The sequence below is a fragment of the Pseudomonas sp. GW460-12-10-14-TSB1 genome (genome assembly GCF_017349775.1).
GTDB lineage: Bacteria > Pseudomonadota > Gammaproteobacteria > Pseudomonadales > Pseudomonadaceae > Aquipseudomonas > Aquipseudomonas piscium.
Window position 1 is genome coordinate 45,197 of sequence record NZ_JACNAC010000025.1, and the last position, 13,150, is coordinate 58,346.

Here is a 13,150-nt window from a genome sequence, read left to right on the forward strand (position 1 = left end):
AAAGTCCTAATATTTCAAGATGTTATATCAAACATGAAACAATTAGTATCAATACGACATCATTGATTGAGATTTATTTCACTCTTTTGTATGAATCGCCCGTCAGAGCGCCTTGCGCTCCTGCGGTGGCAGGAAATCCCGATCGGCGTCGTAGTCTTTCGTCAGGTACATCGCCAGGTCGCTCAGGTCTTTCGGGCTCAGGGTTCCCGCCGCCTGCTTGAGCTTGAGGGTGTCGATGATGTAGTCGTAGCGCGCGTTGTTGTACTCACGCACCGCGCTGTACAGCTGGCGCTGGGCATTGAGCACATCCGCGGTGTTACGCGAGCCCAGGTCCCGCCCGACCTGGTTGGCCTTGACCGAAGCCTGGCCGGAACGAATCGTCTGCCGGCGGGCAATGACCTGCTCGATATCGGAATTCACCGCGCGGTAGAAATTGCGCGTGTTCTGCACCACTTCGCGGCGGCGGTCCTCGCGCTCGTCTTCACTCTGGGCCAGCCGCTCGGTTGCTTCGCGCACCTGGGAACGGGTCATGCCGCCGGAGTACAGCGGAATATTCAGCTCCAGGCCGATGCTGCTTTGCGTGACATTGCCTCGATAGCCATCCCGCCCGAAGTCGGTGGGGTTGCTGTAGCCGAAGCTGTCGTTTTCACCTTTGCGCCAGGACGCCACCGCATCGACGGTCGGCGCATAACCGGCCTTGCGCTGGCGATTGGTCTGTTCGGCGGCAATCACCGCGTAGCTGCTGGCCTGCAACGCCAGGTTCTGGCGCACCGCGCGGCTGACCCATTCGTTGGCATCGTTGGGCACCGGCAGTTCCACCGGCAGTTGATGCTGAATCCCCTCGATCGTCGAATAGTCCTGGCGGGTCAAGCGGGACAAGGCCTCGAAGGCATCGTCGACCTTGCGCTCGGCGAGTTTGCGGTTGGCGCCGGCGTTGTCATGGGCGGCCTGGGCGTCGAGCACATCGGTGATGCTCGAGGCGCCATTCTCCAGGCGGGCCTGGGCCTGTTGCTGCTGACGCTTGAGCGCCGCTTCCTCAGCCTTGGAAGCGGCGAGCAGGTCCAGGGCGCGCAAGGTTTCGAAATAGGCCTGGGCCGTGGTCAGCACCAGCCCCTGCTCCTTCGCGCCCAATTCAAGTTCGGCCTGGGCGGTGCTGGCATGGGCGGCTTCCAGTTGAAACCAGCGATCGGCGCGAAACAGCGGCTGGTTGAGATTGGCCTGGAATACTGTGGTACTGCGGGTGCGGGTCAGACCCGGTTCATCCCGCTCCAGACGCACCGACTCCACAGTGCTGCCTGCATTGAGTGTGGGCAGTAACCCGGCCCGGGCCTGGGGGACGCTTTCGCGCTGGGCCTGGTACTCGTGGCGCGCCGCGGACAGCTGGGCGTCATGCTCGACGGCCTGGCGGTAAACCTGCAGCAGCTCGGCGCGCTGGGCGCCTGGATCGGCGAAAGCCGGCAGCGTCACCAGTGCAAGAATGAGCAAGGGCGAGAAAAAACGGGGGGAGTGAGTCATAACAATCCATGTCGCTTTCGGGTAAAACGGTTCAGCCAGGCTGATCAGGGCGCGCATCCTACGCCGTGCCCAAGGCTGTCACAAGCGACAATTATGGCTAGTAGCCATCATTTTCTCAGGAGTTTCCTCAGATAAAACCGAATCGCCCCATGGCTTTGGCCTACAAAAAACCAGAATCGTCTTATTTATCGAGCCACCTCAAACCCCGCATGCTTCGCCCCCGCCAATCTGCCCAGCACCTGAGCCCAACCTTGTTGTCCAGTCCCTGAACGGGACGCGTTGCCGGCTCACACCTGCCCTGACCGCTGTCGCGTTTTCCACGCGTCACGCCACTCACTCACAGGACCCAAGCTGCCATGACTTTTATCCTCAACGGCCGCCGCCTTTTACTGGATCAGCTGCCGCCGAATACCCCATTGCTGTATGCCCTGCGCAACGACTTCGGCCTCAATGGCCCCAAGTACGGCTGCGGCCTGGGGCAATGCGGCGCCTGCACGGTGCTGGTGGACGGTGTCGCCGCCCGCTCCTGCACCCTGCCGCTGTCCAGCGTGCAGGGCAAACAGGTCTCCACCCTGGAAGGCCTGAAGCAGGAAGAGCGCCTGCACCCGGTGCAGCAGGCGTTTATCGATGAGCAGGCTGCGCAATGCGGCTATTGCAGCAACGGCATGATCATGACCCTGGTGGCGCTGTTCGAGCGCGAACCCGAGGCCGACGAGCAACGGATCAAGAACGAGCTGGCCTACAACCTCTGCCGCTGTGGCGCGCACTTCGAGATCCTGCAAGCCGCGGCCAGGGCTCGCCAACTGCTGGCAGAGCGGGGTCGGCCATGAACGACCTGCCGTTGACCCGTCGCCGCCTGCTCCAGGCCGGCGGCCTGATCATGATCAGCTCCCTGCTGCCCAAACCGCTGCTGGCCACGGCCGACACCAAGAACCCGGCGGCGCTGCCAGCGGACCCGACGCCGGACCATGTCGACAGTTTTATCGCCCTGGGTGCCGACGGCCGCGTGACCGCGTTCTGCGGTCATGTCGATCTCGGCACCGGGGTGCGCACCGCGCTAGCGCAGTTCGTTGCCGACGAACTGGATGTCGACTTCGAGCAGGTACAGATGATTCTCGGCGACACCGCCAGCACCCCGGACCAGGGCCCGACCATCGCCAGCGCGACCCTGCAGGTCAGCGCCCTGCCCCTGCGCCAGGCCGCCGCGCAGTTGCGCCGCTGGCTGCTGGAAGGCGCAGCGGAAATCCTCGACCAGCCGATTGCCGGGTTGCAGGTTGAACGAGGGCAGATCTACGCCAGCGCTCGCCCCACACGGCGCCTGAGCTACGCCGAACTGGCCCGCGGGCAGGACCTGCACCTGCCCCTGGACCCGCGCGTCGAACTCAAGGCCGTCGGCGCCGGTCGTTATGTCGGCCAGTCCACCCCGCGAGTGGACATCCCGGCCAAGGTCAGCGGCCAGCTGACCTATGTCCACGACCTGCGCCTGGACGGCATGCTCCATGGTCGCGTGGTGCGCCCGCCCTACCCCGGCGCCGATGCCAGCGCGCCCTTGGGCCACGCGTTGATCGCGGTGGATGAGACGTCCATCGCGCACCTGCCGGGCATCGTCAAACTGGTGGTGATCGGTGACTTTGTCGGCATAGTCGCCGAGCGCGAGGAGCAGGCCATCGACGCCATGCGCCAGCTCAAGGTCCAGTGGAAACCCTGGGACGCGCTGCCCGATCTGCGGCCGGACATCCTGCGTGAAACGCTCCTGGCCCACCCCAAGCAGGACCGCGTGCTGCGCGACGATCCTGGTTTCGACAGCCGCCTGGGCAAGCTCAACAGCCCGCTCAATGTCGACTATGTCTGGCCCTATCACCTGCATGCCTCCATCGGCCCGTCCTGCGCGGTGGCGATGGTCGATGCCGAGCGGGCCGAGGTCTGGACCGGCAGCCAGAACCCCCACGACCTGCGCAAGGACATCGCCCTGCTGCTGGGGCGCACGCCGCAACAGGTGCAGGTCAACCGCATGGAGGCCTCCGGCTGTTACGGACGCAACTGCGCCGACGATGTGGCCGCCGACGCCGCCCTGCTGTCCCAGGCGGTCGGGCGGCCGGTAAGGGTGCAACTGATGCGCGAGCAGGAGGCCGGCTGGGAACCCAAGGGCACCGCGCAACTGATGCAGGTCCGCGGTGGCCTCGACGGCAAACGCGAAGTGGCCGCCTACGAATTGAAGACCTGCTACCCCTCGAACAACGCCCGGACCCTGGCGCTGTTGCTCACCGGCACCGTCGCCAACCGCCCCGACATCCAGCAGATGGGCGACCGCACGGCGATCCCGCAATACCGTTTCCCGCAGATGCGCATCGTCTGCCAGGACGCCGCGCCGATCGTCCGCGCCTCGTGGATGCGCGGGGTATCGGCGCTACCCAATGTGTTCGCCCACGAATCCTGGATCGACGAACTGGCCTACATCGCCCAGCAGGACCCGATCGCCTTCCGCCTGCGCTACCTGGACGACCCGCGCGCCCTGGCGCTGATCGAGGCGCTGAAAAAGCAGGCCGACTGGCAGGACGGCAGCGCTCACCGCCACCCGGCGCCGCCGTCGCAGGAATGGGTCAAGGGCCGGGGTTTTGCCTATGCCCGTTATTTCCACAGCAAGTTCCCCGGCTTCGGCGCCGCCTGGGCCGCCTGGGTCTGCGACCTGAGCGTCAACCGGCGCACCGGGCAGATCCGCCTGGACAAGATCTTCGTCAGCCACGACTGCGGGCGCATGGTCAACCCGGCCGGGGTCCGGCATCAGGTGCACGGCAATATCGTCCAGTCGTGCAGCCGGGTGCTCAAGGAATACGTCGGCTTCGACCGCCGCGGCAGCACCTCCCTGGAATGGGGCGGTTATCCGATCCTGCGCTTCGACGAACTACCGGAAGTGGATGTGCAACTGCTGGACCGCCCGGAACAACCGTCCATGGGCGCCGGCGAGTCGGCCTCGGTGCCCAGCGCCGCAGCCATCGCCAATGCGATTTTCGACGCGGTCGGCGTGCGCCTGCGGCAAGTGCCCTTCACCCCGGAGAGGGTGTTGCAAGCCTTGCAGCGAGCTCCCGACACTGACCGCCTTGGCCAGGAGGCTCGCCCATGAGCACATTCAAGACCATCGCCGGCTGGAGCCTGGCCGCCTTGAGCCTGGCCGTCACCGCGGGCGTGTTCCTCAGCTGGCAGCCGGCGATCGCGCCGCTGGACAATCACGACATCCAATACTTCAGCCATGCGCAAATCGCCAAGGGCGAGCAACTCGCGGCCCTGGGCGATTGCGCGGTCTGCCATACCGCGCCGGGCGGGGCGCGCAACGCCGGCGGCCTGGCCATGCGCATCCCGTTCGGTACCTTGTACAGCACTAACATCACCCCCGATCCGGAGACCGGGATCGGCAGCTGGTCCTATCCGGCCTTCGAGCGCGCCATGCGCCACGGCATCGACCGCAGCGGGCGTTACCTGTACCCGGCGTTTCCCTACACCGCCTTCACCAAGACCCGCGACGAGGACCTCAAGGCGCTCTACGCCTACCTGATGAGCCAGCCGCCGGTCCGCCACCAGCCACCGCAGACCGACCTGCATTTTCCCTTCAATATCCGCCCGGGCATCCTTGCCTGGAACTGGCTCTACCTCAGGCCCGGCGCCATGCTCGACAACCCCGAGCGCAGCGCCCAGTGGAACCGGGGCGCCTACCTGAGCGAAGGCCTGGGACACTGCAGCGCCTGCCACTCGCCCCGCGACCCGCTGTTTGGCGAACGCGGCGGCCGGCGCCACCTGAGCGGCGGCGTTGCCGAGGACTGGAGCGCCCATGCCCTGGCCGGCGGCAAGGCTCCGCTGGCCTGGACCGAACAGGACCTGCTGGACTTCCTGCGCCACGGCTACAGCCCGCGCCACGGCGTCGCCGCCGGCCCCATGGCGCCGGTGATCCACGAAGGCCTGGCGCAACTGCCGGAGGCCGACCTGCAAGCCATCGCCCATTACCTGTCCAGCCTGCAACCGGCCAGCGCCGCACCAGCCAGCGCCGACAGCCTGAACCACCAGGCCGAGCAACGCACCGAGCCCCTCGGCTCCCCCGGCGCCCGCCTGTTCTCGGGGGCCTGCATGGCCTGTCACGCCCAGGAAAAAGGCCCGACCCTGACCGGCGTGCGCCCCTCCCTGGCCCTCAACAGCAACCTCTACGCCGACCGCCCCGACAACGCCATCCGCGTGATCCTCGAAGGCATCGCCCAACCGGCCAACCCGGAACTGGGCTACATGCCCGCCTTCCGCCACAGCCTCGACGACCAACAGATCGTCGACCTGCTGACCTTCCTGCGCCAGAACCTGGCGGGCCAGGCCCCCTGGAAAGAAGTGAAACAACGCGTCAGCCAGATACGCGCCAGCCTGCCTCCCGGCTGACCCGTTCCCGGCCATGAAAAAGCCCCGCATGGGCGGGGCTTTTTATCGGTTCTGTTTGGTGCTCAACAAGGTGGGGCATCACGCCTTGAAGCCCGGCAAACCATTCGCGGCCCGCCACGCTTTCACCTCACTCAAGACCGCCTCAGGACTGTCTTCAATACCGTTTTGATCCGGGTAGTAAATGAGTCCATAACCCGCCGGATGCCCGGTGACTTTCTCAAAATGATCGGCCAGCGTACTCAGATAATTTTCGAGCTGAGCCCCTTCCAGATCATTGGTTTCACTGAAGAACTCATTGATCAGCTGTAGGAACTCACACTCTGTGTAGTGCTCAAGCCGGGTCTTATCTAAAGACATGGCAGCTAACCTTGAGCGATGCTTTTGGAGATCTCACTTTTGATGAACGTGATATCAGAAGCTCGCCCTCGCCTTTGATCATCACCGTTTGAATCCCGGTAGCCCATTCGCCGTACGCCACGCCTTCACAACTCGCGTGATGTCTTCAGCGGTTCCCTTTGAACCGTCCTCCGGGTAGTAAATCAAATCGGTGCCGTCTGGGTGACCGGTAATCTCGCAGAACTCTTCTAGAAGATCGTCAAGAACATCGTCGGTTGAGGTCTTGTTAGCAGCGAGCAGTTCTTTCAGATAGCTGACAAATTCGTCTTCGGTAAAGTCAGTGATGCTGTTCTTCATTGATAAACGTCATCCTTTTCGGTGAATGTCGATGTGATGTTTCGGGGTAACGACACTCAGGTTGTCGATATCTCAAGTTGGCGAAACGGCTCGCCCTTGGAAACTTGGAGAACTCTGAGATTGACGTCGACCGGTCTGAATAACCTGTAGTCCAGATTCCGACCAGGGCCTACGAACTGGCAGCAGTGATGGCGCCCGCGACTTATCGGCAAGCAGGCGCCACTCCCCCGTTACTTGTGAAACGTCTGCCCCAACGCCTCCAGGCGGATCGCGATCGGTGGCAGGCGCTGGCTGCTCAGGGCCAGGTTGCCCATGTCGTCGGCGGTGTTCTGGGCGATGGCCTGGACCGAGTGCAGGCGGCCGACGATGTCGAGGCTGGCGCTGGATTGTTCGCGGGTGGTGCTGACGATGCGGCCGTTGAGTTGGTCGATATGGGAGATGTCGGCGCCGACGGCCTGGAACATCGCGGAGGCCTGGCGGCTGTCTTCGACGCAACGCTGGGCGCCTTCGCGGCTGTCGTGCATGGCTTCGGCGGCCTGGCGGCTGCCCTGTTGCAGGGCTTCGATGATGGTCTTGATTTCCTGGGTGGACAGCGCGGTGCGCTGGGCCAGGTTGCGCACCTCATCGGCGACCACGGCGAAACCGCGGCCCTGCTCGCCGGCGCGGGCGGCCTCGATGGCGGCGTTGAGGGCCAGCAGGTTGGTCTGGGCGGCGATGCTGCCGATCACTTCCAGCACGTTGCCGATCTGTTCCGCCTGCCCCGCCAGCCGTTGCACGGTTTCGTTGGTGCCGTTGATGCGTGACGCCAGTTGAGTGATTTCCGCCTGGGCGCGATCGACGCTTTGCTGGCCGCGGCTGATTTGCACGCTGGCCTGCCCGGCACGCTCGACCGCCTGCTCGACGTGCACGGCGATGTCGCCCATGGCATCGCCCATGCGCTGCATGGAACCGGTCATCTGAGTGATTTCCGTCAACTGGTGCTGGGCGCCCTGCTCAAGGGTCTGGCTGGTTTTCGCCAGGTCCTGGCCCAGTTCGCGCAGGCCATGAGTGTCCCGCACCACACCATCCACCAGGGCGGTGATCTGCTGCATGAAGTGGTCGAAACGCTGGGCCAGCGACACATGCGCCTTGCCGCTTTCGCCCTGATGAACCTCGACGGTCAACTGGGACGTGGCGGCGAGCATCTTGTCCAGCATGTCCTGGCTCTCCACCGCGTCGGCATGGCTGTGCACGGCCAGGTACAGCAGGATCACCGTCTCCACCACCACATAGAAGGCGTGCACCGCCACCATGCCGAAACCGCCGTGATGGGCCATGACATAGACCGGGAAGCCCTGGTGCTGCAGCACATGAAACACCACGTGATGCAGGGCGATGGTCACCGCCGCCAGCAGAATCGGCAGCCAGTCACGATAGAAGGTCAGCACCGCCAGCAGCACGAAAATGCCGAAGTGCGCTTCGATCAGGCCCTTGGCCTGGTTGATATGCAGCGCGGCCATGAGCATGAAGCCGATGGCGATGCAGCAGCGCATCAGGCGCGTGCCGCTGATGACGCGGTACAGCAGGCTCAGGACCAGGGTGGTGCCGCCGCCCACCAGCAGCGCCTGGGTGAAGGTGTCGTGCCAGAACGCCAGGCCCAGCGCATAGGCGAACATCAGCCAGATCAGGCCCATCATGATGCGGTCGGCTTTGCGGTAATGCTCGAGAAAACGCGGGGGGAAAGCCATGCACTCTTACTCCATGTACGTGACGGGAAGAAAAACGGCAGAGGGCAAAACGGGGTGACCGCTTTCGGCGAGCGGTTCAGTCAGCAACGATAGTGGCAAATTGCCTAAATCGCCTTCCAACTATCGACATGGCCACAGCTTTCTTGACGCCGGGCCATGGGGAATCGGGCCGCGGGTGGGCAAAGTCGGGAGATTGGCGGGAATGCCATGAAGGGCGGAATGTGCGGGGTAAGCGACAGCGGGGAAACGGCTGCCGCCGACGCGCCACCCTGCAGGGCGACGCGCAGCGGTCCGGGTGTTATCAGAAAGTCACGCTGGCGCTCAGGCGTGCGGTGCGTGGCTCGCCGACGTTGACCTGCAGTTGGCTGCCGGTGGACGACGGGTAGTACTGCTTGTCGAACAGGTTGTCGACATTGAACTGCAGACTGGTTTTATAACCGAACAGCGGCGATTCCCAGCGCACGAAGGCATCGGCCACGGTGTAGCTGCTGAGCCAGAAATCGTTGGCGTTGTTGGCCGCGCGCTCGCCGACATAACGGGCGCCGCCGCCCGCATGCCAGGCACCGAATTCCGCCGGTACGTTGAGGTGGTGACTGAGGTACAGGCTGGCGGTGTGCTTGGGGGCGTTGGCCAGGCGGTGACCTTCGTTGCTCGGGTCGTCGAGGATTTCCGTGTGGTTGTAGGCGTAGGTACCGATCAGGTCCCAGCGCTCAGCGATGCGCCCGGTGACGTCCAGCTCCACGCCCTGGGAACCGACCTTGCCGGCGGCTTCCGAGAGGCTCACGCCATTGACCGTGGTGGTGGTCACCACGTTCTTCTTCTCGATGTCGTACAGCGCCAGGTTGATGTTCAGGCCCGGCAGCGGATCGTACTTGGCACCCACCTCGTAGCTGCGGCCCTCTTCCGGATCGAAGGTGTTGCCGGCGTCGTCGACATCGGTGTTGGGCTTGAACGAACGGCTGTAGTTGCCGTACAGCGACAGGCTGTCGGTGGCCTTGAACACCAGGCCGAGGAAGGGCACGAAGGTGTCGCCGTTACTGTCGCGGTTGACCGTATAGCTGCGGCCCAGGCCCTGGTCGCTGTACTGGTCGTAATGCTGCTGGCGACCGCCGAACACCAGGATCCACTGGTCGTCCAGATGCCAATTGTCCTTGAAGTACACCGAGCTCGAGGTCAGCTGGTTGCGCAGGTTGCTTTGGGTGGCGCTGACCAGGCTCGGCTCGGCCAGCTTGCCGTAGACCGGCGACGTAATGTTGAAACCACCCTGGGCGGTGTTGCGGTAGGTCTTGCCGCGGTACTGGTCGGAGTGCTCGCTGTCGACGCCCACCAGCAGGTCATGGCGCTGGCCGAACAGCTCCTGCTGGCCGATGAAGTCCCAGCTGGCGTAGCGGGTTTCGTCGTCGTAGTGGGCACCGTTGGCGGCCCGGCGCAGGGTGTTGCCGGTCAGGCTGTTGGGCTGGGCGATCGACAGGCTGTAGCGGTCGTTATTCCAACCGTAGGTGACCCGGGTTTTCCAGGCCTCGCTCAACTGGTACTCGAAGCGCGCGCTGGCCACTTCACGGATGCCGACGCTTTTCGCCCAGCGTTCGTCCAGGCGCTTGTCGTAGTCGATGTCCGCCGGGTGGCCGTTGGTGAATACGGTGCCGCGGTCAAAGGGGTTGGAATAGTCGTTGTATTCGTAGTTCAGGGTCAGGCTGGCGCGTTCGCCGGTCCAGGTCAGCGACGGCGCCACCAGGGTGTGCTCGTTGACCCCGTAGTTGCGCCAGTAGTCTTCATGGCCGCGTTCGGCGATCAGGCGGTAGGCCAGGCCGGTATCGCCCAGCGGTCCGGTGGTGTCCAGGGCCATGGTGCCGCCGCCTTCGCTGTAGGCCGAGCCGCTGAGCGTGGTGCTCTGGGTGTACTCCGGCTGCTTGCTGATGATGTTCACCAGCCCGCCCGGCTCCAGCGCGCCGTAGAGCATCGACGCCGGGCCCTTGAGCACTTCGACCCGCTCGGTGGTGGCGCTGAAGTTTTGCCCCAGGTTGGAACGCACGCCATCGCGCAGGATCGAGCCGTCGTCGTTGGTGCCAAAACCGCGCTTGACCAGCGAGTCCCGGGAGCCGCCCAGGGTGTTGCCCTGGCTGACGCCGCTGACGAACTTCATGGCGTCCTCCAGCGAGCGCACCTGATAGTCGGCCAGGGTCTGCTGGGTCACCACGTTGATCGACTGCGCCTCCTCCTTGATCGGCACATTGCTTTTGCTCGCCGTGCTGGCCTGCGAGGTGGTGTAGCCGGTGTCCTGGCCGAGGCGCTCAGCCTGGATATCGGTGGTCGGCAGCTCGACCGCGTCCTGCGCCCACAGCGGGCTGGCGACCAGACAGCAAGACAGTGTCGGCAACAGGCGTTTGATCAGGGTTTTACAACGGGCACGCGGACAGGATGGCTTCAAGGTGTGCACTCAAGGAAGGGAGTTAATAGCAATGATTATCATTGTAATGAGCGTCTCATTCGCAGTAAATCCCTCAAACCTGCTGCGCAATAGGTTTTTTCATGCCGTCGTTGGCACCCGATTGGCCAGTTCATGCCAAAGACCCTGAGCACCACGCGTTTTCCACCCCCCTAGTGAGCCCTCGGCAAGCGGGCAGCGATCGGGTATCAGGCGCCTGCGTACTGGCGCCAATTGCCGGCAGCCTGGCGCGCTCCGCATGCCGGGAATCCTCTCGCCCCCCTATACTCGACCTCCACATCCACCGGTCCTGCTCCGCACAGCGCAAGAGGTTCGATGACCCGCAATCAGTCTTTTCCCCTCGACATCGGATGGCAGCTGATCCTCAAAGACTTAGGCTTTCAGCCCGCCCGCGTACTGCGTCGCGCGGGCTTGCCGCAAGACCTGCTGTCTCGCCCGGGCCAGAGCCTTTCCACGGAGGAGTACCTGCGTTTCTGGCAAAGCCTGGAGGACGAGGCCGCGGACCCGCTGTTTGCGCTGCGGATCATCGAGTCGGTCTCGGCGGAGTCGTTCAACCCACCGGTGTTCGCCGCGCTGTGCAGCGCCAATCTGATGCAGGCCGTCCAGCGCCTGGCCAAGTACAAGCAGCTGGTGGCGCCGATGAGCCTGGACATCGAGGTCGCCGGCAACGGCGACCTGACCCTCTCGCCGCGCTGGCTGCTGGCCCGGGGCGACATCCCCTATTCGCTGCAGGTCGCGGAGCTGGCGTTCTTTGTCCGGCTGGCGCGGCTGGCGACCCGCGAACCGGTGAACGCCCTCGGTGTAACGCTCCCCGCGCTCCCTCCCGCCGCCCATGCCCGCCAGTACACAAGTTTCTTCGGGGTGCCCGTGCAACGCGGCGCCAGCCTGAGCATCCGCTTCGCCGCGGTCGATGCCCTGCGCCCCTTCCTGACCCTCAACGAAGGGATGTGGCGGGTCTTCGAGCCCGACCTGCGTCGACGCCTGAGTGAACTCGATGCCACGGCGGCGACCGCCGAACGGGTGCGCGCCCTGCTGCTGGAGTTGCTGCCCAGCAATGCGGCCAGCATCGAGGAGGTCGCCGCCCGCCTGTGCATGAGCAAGCGCACCCTGCAGCGGCGCCTGGAGGACGAAGGCGAGAACTTCCGCGCGCTGCTCAACGGCACGCGGGAAAGCCTGGCACGCCACTACCTGGAAAACACCGCCCTGTCCGGTACGGAAATCGCCTTTCTGCTCGGTTTCGAAGACCCGAACTCCTTTTACCGCGCCTTCCTCGACTGGACCGGGCAGACCCCCGATCGCGCCCGCCACGCCCTGCGCCTGAACTGAAACCCCTGTATCCATCGCGCAATCGGCCCGGAAAACCCTCGATGGCCGTGGCGCTGTTTGCAAGTCCGATGGCGCCAAGCGCTAGAGCGCCGGCGCCGCCATCCCCCTAAAGTTCCCCCCACGGATGGCGGCCCGAGCTGGCTTGCCGGCCCCTTCTCAATCAGAGGATCGACAGACATGAACAGCAAAGTTGCCTTGGTAACGGGCGCCTCTTCCGGCATTGGCGAGGCCACCGCCCTCAAGTTGAAAGCCCTGGGTTACACGGTGTATGCCGCCGCCCGCCGGGTCGAGCGCATGCACCCGCTGGCGCAGGCCGGCCTGCATGTGCTGCCCCTGGACGTGACCGACGACGCCTCGATGCAGGCCTGCGTGCAGGACATCCTCGCCCGGTCGGGGCGCATCGACGTGCTGGTCAACAACGCCGGCTATGGCTCCTATGGCGCGGTGGAGGATGTACCGAGCGACGAAGCCCGTGCCCAGTTCGAGGTCAATGTGTTCGGCGCCGTCCGCTTGATCCAGCTGGTGTTGCCGCAGATGCGCGCGCAGCGCTCGGGGACGATCATCAACATCACCTCGATGGGCGGCAAGATGCACACGCCGCTGGGCGCCTGGTACCACGGCACCAAGTTCGCCCTGGAAGCGATCAGCGATTGCCTGCGCCTGGAGGTGCAGCCTTTCGGTATCGATGTGGTGGTGATCGAGCCGGGCGGCATCAAGACCGAGTGGGCAGACATCGCGGCGCAGAAAGTCGTCGAGACCTCGGGCCATGGGCCCTACGCTCCCCAGGCGCAAGCCATGGCGCGGTCCATGGTGGGCCAGACCAGCCGCAAGTATCAGTCGCCGCCGCAAGTCATCGCCGACACCATCGCCAGGGCGGTCAGCGCCCGCCGACCTAAGACCCGCTATGCCGTCGGGTTCGGGGCCAAGCCGCTGATCTTCTTGCGCAGGCTGCTTTCCGACCGCGCCTTTGACGCGCTTATGCGCCTGGCCACCGGTATCTCCCGCCAGGCCGCCTGAGCCGCCGTTCACC

Annotated in this window: 10 protein-coding genes; 5 read left to right on the plus strand and 5 right to left on the minus strand. The window is 64.6% G+C overall.

The window, feature by feature from the left end; all coding sequences use genetic code 11:
• Positions 1-102: 102 nt before the first annotated feature.
• Positions 103-1,515, minus strand: coding sequence for a TolC family outer membrane protein (locus J4D52_RS16190; RefSeq protein WP_102677156.1), 1,413 nt, complete (start codon positions 1,513-1,515; stop codon positions 103-105).
• 356 nt (positions 1,516-1,871) lie between these two features.
• On the opposite strand from J4D52_RS16190, the gene J4D52_RS16195 reads away from it, so the two are divergent.
• Genes J4D52_RS16195 through J4D52_RS16205 form a run of 3 tightly spaced genes read left to right on the plus strand, consistent with a single transcriptional unit; the run spans position 1,872 to position 5,928 of the window.
• Positions 1,872-2,345 carry a (2Fe-2S)-binding protein gene (locus J4D52_RS16195; RefSeq protein ID WP_102677140.1) on the plus strand — a complete coding sequence of 158 codons (474 nt, stop codon included), beginning with the start codon at positions 1,872-1,874 and terminating at the stop codon, positions 2,343-2,345.
• The gene (locus J4D52_RS16200; RefSeq protein WP_102677141.1) at positions 2,342-4,636 is read left to right on the plus strand and encodes a molybdopterin cofactor-binding domain-containing protein; all 2,295 of its coding nucleotides are present in this window, start codon (positions 2,342-2,344) and stop codon (positions 4,634-4,636) included. Before J4D52_RS16195 ends, J4D52_RS16200 begins: the two co-directional genes overlap by 4 nt.
• Complete coding sequence (locus tag J4D52_RS16205) at positions 4,633-5,928, plus strand: cytochrome c (protein WP_102677142.1); 1,296 nt, start codon at positions 4,633-4,635, stop codon at positions 5,926-5,928. The genes J4D52_RS16200 and J4D52_RS16205 overlap by 4 nt, the downstream gene beginning before the upstream one ends.
• A 78-nt stretch (positions 5,929-6,006) precedes the next feature.
• Here the strand turns inward: J4D52_RS16205 and J4D52_RS16210 are convergent, their stop codons facing one another.
• The 4 genes from J4D52_RS16210 to J4D52_RS16225 form a co-directional block, all read right to left on the minus strand.
• On the minus strand, positions 6,007-6,285 hold the full coding sequence (locus tag J4D52_RS16210; RefSeq protein WP_028682033.1) for a bacteriocin immunity protein: 279 nt from the start codon (positions 6,283-6,285) through the stop codon (positions 6,007-6,009).
• Positions 6,286-6,366: 81 nt separating this feature from the next.
• On the minus strand, positions 6,367-6,621 hold the full coding sequence (locus J4D52_RS16215; protein WP_102677143.1) for a bacteriocin immunity protein: 255 nt from the start codon (positions 6,619-6,621) through the stop codon (positions 6,367-6,369).
• Between the two features lie 230 nt (positions 6,622-6,851).
• The gene (locus tag J4D52_RS30650; protein WP_102677144.1) at positions 6,852-8,348 is read right to left on the minus strand and encodes a methyl-accepting chemotaxis protein; all 1,497 of its coding nucleotides are present in this window, start codon (positions 8,346-8,348) and stop codon (positions 6,852-6,854) included.
• A gap of 301 nt (positions 8,349-8,649) precedes the next feature.
• Positions 8,650-10,776 carry a TonB-dependent siderophore receptor gene (locus J4D52_RS16225; protein ID WP_102677145.1) on the minus strand — a complete coding sequence of 709 codons (2,127 nt, stop codon included), beginning with the start codon at positions 10,774-10,776 and terminating at the stop codon, positions 8,650-8,652.
• Between the two features lie 333 nt (positions 10,777-11,109).
• On the opposite strand from J4D52_RS16225, the gene J4D52_RS16230 reads away from it, so the two are divergent.
• Both J4D52_RS16230 and J4D52_RS16235 read left to right on the plus strand, forming a co-directional pair.
• Positions 11,110-12,120 carry an AraC family transcriptional regulator gene (locus tag J4D52_RS16230; RefSeq protein ID WP_102677146.1) on the plus strand — a complete coding sequence of 337 codons (1,011 nt, stop codon included), beginning with the start codon at positions 11,110-11,112 and terminating at the stop codon, positions 12,118-12,120.
• A gap of 177 nt (positions 12,121-12,297) precedes the next feature.
• Positions 12,298-13,137: an oxidoreductase gene (locus tag J4D52_RS16235; protein WP_102677147.1), complete on the plus strand. Its 840-nt coding sequence runs from the start codon at positions 12,298-12,300 to the stop codon at positions 13,135-13,137.
• The last annotated feature ends 13 nt before the right edge of the window (positions 13,138-13,150 follow it).

What these genes read in the sequence shown, in the direction of transcription:
- J4D52_RS16190 (WP_102677156.1), bottom strand. Translation starts at nt 1,515, where the DNA reads ATGACTCACTCCCCCCGTTTTTTCTCGCCCTTGCTCATTCTTGCACTG.
- J4D52_RS16195 (WP_102677140.1), top strand. Translation starts at nt 1,872, where the DNA reads ATGACTTTTATCCTCAACGGCCGCCGCCTTTTACTGGATCAGCTGCCG.
- J4D52_RS16200 (WP_102677141.1), top strand. Translation starts at nt 2,342, where the DNA reads ATGAACGACCTGCCGTTGACCCGTCGCCGCCTGCTCCAGGCCGGCGGC.
- J4D52_RS16205 (WP_102677142.1), top strand. Translation starts at nt 4,633, where the DNA reads ATGAGCACATTCAAGACCATCGCCGGCTGGAGCCTGGCCGCCTTGAGC.
- J4D52_RS16210 (WP_028682033.1), bottom strand. Translation starts at nt 6,285, where the DNA reads ATGTCTTTAGATAAGACCCGGCTTGAGCACTACACAGAGTGTGAGTTC.
- J4D52_RS16215 (WP_102677143.1), bottom strand. Translation starts at nt 6,621, where the DNA reads ATGAAGAACAGCATCACTGACTTTACCGAAGACGAATTTGTCAGCTAT.
- J4D52_RS30650 (WP_102677144.1), bottom strand. Translation starts at nt 8,348, where the DNA reads ATGGCTTTCCCCCCGCGTTTTCTCGAGCATTACCGCAAAGCCGACCGC.
- J4D52_RS16230 (WP_102677146.1), top strand. Translation starts at nt 11,110, where the DNA reads ATGACCCGCAATCAGTCTTTTCCCCTCGACATCGGATGGCAGCTGATC.
- J4D52_RS16235 (WP_102677147.1), top strand. Translation starts at nt 12,298, where the DNA reads ATGAACAGCAAAGTTGCCTTGGTAACGGGCGCCTCTTCCGGCATTGGC.